Raw genomic sequence first — 3,369 nt, 5'->3', positions numbered from 1 at the left:
CCGGCAGGGTTAGGGTCGGAGGTGGGGGTCCAGGCCGAGGCGGACTGATCGTCCGGAGTTCCGAAGCCAGTTGGTTGGCTTCCGCCACAACAAGGAGTTGAGAAACATGCGCAGCTTCATGGGGAGGGACATCCTCTCACTCAAGGGCTTTGAACGATCCGAGTACTACCGGGTGTTCGAGGTCGCCGATCGGCTGGCGCCCTTCGCTCGCGACCGCAAGAACACCGATCTGCTCAAGGAAAAGACGCTGGTCACCGCCTTCTACCAGCCCAGCACCCGCACCCGCCTTGCGCACGAGGCGGCCATGCTGCGCCTGGGCGGCAAGGTGACGGGATTCGCCGACGCCAAGATGACCCGCGCCGGCGACTTCTACCAGGAGTCGATCAAGGACACCGTGCACATGCTTGAGTTCTACGGGGATGTGATTGTGATGCGCCACTTCCAGCAGGGGGCGCCGCACGAGGCCGCCCGCTGGTCGAGCGTACCGGTGATCAATGCCGGCGACGGCTGGGGGGAGCATCCCACCCAGGTGCTAACCGACATGTACACCGTTCACAAGGAGAAGGGGCGGCTGGACGGGTTGAATTTCCTGCTCATCGGCGACATGCGGATGCGCACCATGCACTCGATCAGCTATGCCATGAGCCAGTTCGACATCCAGGCGACCTACATCGCCCCGCCCGAGATGTCGCTCACGCCCGAGTTCAAGCACGAGCTGGATGAGCTCAATCTGAACTACCGCGAGGTGGATCACGTTTCGAAGGCGATCGCTGAGGCCGACGTGATCTACATGGAGCCGGTGGTTCAGCCGGACTACACCAAGTCGCGCGACGAGCGCAAAGGCGACGTTGGCCTGACGCCTGCCAACTACCAGGTCACCAAGGCTCTGTTGCGGAAAGCCAAACCGGACTCGCTGATCCTGCACTCTCTGCCAAGGATGGACGAGCTGCTGGAGGAAGTCGACTACACCCGCCACGCCCGCTACTGGGAGGAGGCGTTCAACGGGGTGGTCGTGCGCATGGCGCTGCTGGCGCTGGTCTTGGGCGCGATGGAATAGGCGAGGGGCGCAGTCCGGCGAGATGCCTGCCGGCGCCTTCACCGCTTCAGACAAGGAGAACTGAAATGCAGACGGATCTGCGCGGACGAGACCTGATCGGCGATCTTGATTTCAGCCGCGAGGAAGTTGAAACCGTGCTCGAGGTCGCGTTTGACCTCAAGCGCAAACGGGCCCTGGGCGAGCCGCACGCCTACCTACGCGACAAGGTGCTGGCCATGCTGTTCTTCTTCTCGAGCACCCGCACTCGGGGTTCGTTCGAGGCCGGAATGGCCCAGCTTGGCGGCCACGCGGCATTCATCGAGTCGAAGACCACCCAGATTGCCCACGGGGATACCCCCAAGGAGATCGGCCAGATCTTCGGCCGCTACTTCGATGGGATCGCCATCCGCCATGTCGATTGGGGGGTAGGCAACCAGTACCTGAATGAGGTTGCGCGGCACTCGCGCGTACCCGTGCTGAACATGCAATGTGAGGTCTATCATCCGTTCCAGATCCTGGCCGATCTGATGACGATCCTGGAGAAGAAGGGGCGGGACCTGCGCCGCAAGAAGATGGTGGTTTCCTGGGCATACGCCGCCTCCTACCAGAAGCCGATGTCGGTCCCCCAGTCGCTGGTGCTACAAATGCCGCGCTTTGGACTGGACATGGTGCTGGCACATCCGCCCGAGTTCAAGCTGATGCCCGACATCATGGACCAGGCGCGCGAGCAGGCCCGGCGCTACGGCTCCGGCTTCGAGGTCACCGACGATATGGACAAGGCGTTCAAGGACGCCGACATCGTCTACGCCAAATCGTGGGGCGCGATGCTGACCACGACCGACGTGGACGAAGGCTCGCGCATCATCAAGAAGTACGAGTCGTGGATCACGGACGAGCGACGCATGAAGCTCGCCAAACCGGATGCGATCTACATGCACCCGCTTCCGGCCGACCGCAGGGTGGAAGTCACGGATGGTGTGATCGACAGCGAGCAGAGCGTGGTCTACGACGAGGCCGAAAACCGCATGCACGCTCAGAAAGCGGTCCTGGCCCTGACCATGACCTGAGTGGCGGCCGCGGCCAGCCTACGACGAGATGCCTGGAGGACAGCCGATGAGCAAGCGCAAGCTGGCGGTGGTTGCCGTGGGAGGCAACTCACTGATCAAGGACAAGCAGCATCAGACCATCCCCGACCAGTACGCGGCCGCCGTGGAATCAATGTCGCACATCGCCGGGATGATCGAAGCCGGCTGGGACGTGCTGGTGACGCACGGCAACGGGCCGCAGGTCGGCTTCATCCTGCGCCGAGCCGAGCTGTCGCTGCACGAGCTGCATATGGTCCCACTGGACTACTGCGGCGCTGACACGCAGGGCGCCATTGGCTATATGTTCCAGCGGGCGTTGCACAACGAGTTCCGCAAAAGGGGGCTGCAGAAAGAGGCGGTGACCATTGTCACCCAGATGCTGGTCGATCGGAACGACCCGGCCTTCCAGAAACCCAGCAAGCCCATCGGCTCGTTCATGGATCAGGCGCAGGCCGAGCAGCACCGGCAGACGGATGGATGGGCAGTGGTCGAAGACGCCGGCCGCGGCTGGCGCCGGGTCGTGCCTTCGCCGGACCCCAAGCGCGTAATTGAGGCGCCGGCGATCCAGAAGCTGGTCAAGGCCGGGTTTGTGGTCATCTGCGTCGGCGGCGGCGGCATCCCCGTGATCGAGGATGAGCACGGCGACCTGCAGGGGATCGAGGCCGTGATCGACAAGGATTTCGGCGGGGCGCTGCTGGCCACCGCCGTCCAGGCTGACCTTCTGCTGATCACCACCGCCGTGGAGAAGGTCGCCCTGAACTACAACCAGCCGAACCAGGCCTGGCTCGATCGGCTGACTCTGGCGGAGGCCAGGCAATACCTGGCCGAAGGCCACTTTGCGAAAGGGAGCATGGGGCCGAAAATAGAGGCCATCATCCGCTATCTGCAGAGTGGAGGTGGGGAAGCCCTGATCACCGACCCGGCCAACATCGAGCGGGCCCTGCAGGGCAAGACCGGCACGCGCCTCGTGCCGTAGGCTTCAAGCGGACACGGAGGGGAAGGAGGTGGACGGAATCGAGACGAGCGTTCGTCATTCCGCAGTTACCCAAGCCATGCTTTGGATCACAAGGAGGAGTTGAAATGCACAAGCGTATCTGGACCCTAGCCAGCCTGCTGATTGTCACGGCCCTGATGCTGGCGGCATGCGGCGGGGGCGGCGAAACGCCTGTAGCCCCCGAGCAGCCGGCCGAACCTGCGGCAACCGAAGTGCCGGCCGCACCGGCACCCGCCGAAGAGGTGGGCGGCTTT

3 protein-coding genes are annotated in these 3,369 nt (G+C 63.5%); all 3 read left to right on the top strand.

Annotated elements, in window-relative coordinates; translation table 11 throughout:
- Positions 1–106: 106 nt before the first annotated feature.
- The 3 genes from pyrB to arcC all read left to right on the top strand — a co-directional run bounded on the left by pyrB (position 107) and on the right by arcC (position 3,097).
- Complete coding sequence (gene pyrB / locus MUO23_08005; protein ID MCJ7512898.1) at positions 107–1,057, top strand: aspartate carbamoyltransferase; 951 nt, start codon at positions 107–109, stop codon at positions 1,055–1,057.
- A 65-nt stretch (positions 1,058–1,122) separates the two neighbouring features.
- A complete protein-coding gene (locus MUO23_08000) occupies positions 1,123–2,103 on the top strand; it encodes an ornithine carbamoyltransferase (GenBank protein MCJ7512897.1) in 981 nt (326 codons plus the stop codon).
- Positions 2,104–2,149: 46 nt separating this feature from the next.
- The gene (gene arcC, locus MUO23_07995; GenBank protein MCJ7512896.1) at positions 2,150–3,097 is read left to right on the top strand and encodes a carbamate kinase; all 948 of its coding nucleotides are present in this window, start codon (positions 2,150–2,152) and stop codon (positions 3,095–3,097) included.
- Positions 3,098–3,369 lie beyond the last annotated feature (272 nt).

The sequence above is a fragment of the Anaerolineales bacterium genome, from assembly GCA_022866145.1.
In the GTDB taxonomy this organism is placed as follows: domain Bacteria; phylum Chloroflexota; class Anaerolineae; order Anaerolineales; family E44-bin32; genus PFL42.
This window is presented reverse-complemented; position numbering and strand designations above follow the sequence as displayed.

Coding starts and splice junctions, on each gene's coding strand:
- MUO23_08000 (MCJ7512897.1), top strand. CDS start 1,123: ATGCAGACGGATCTGCGCGGACGAGACCTGATCGGCGATCTTGATTTC.
- arcC (MCJ7512896.1), top strand. CDS start 2,150: ATGAGCAAGCGCAAGCTGGCGGTGGTTGCCGTGGGAGGCAACTCACTG.
- pyrB (MCJ7512898.1), top strand. CDS start 107: ATGCGCAGCTTCATGGGGAGGGACATCCTCTCACTCAAGGGCTTTGAA.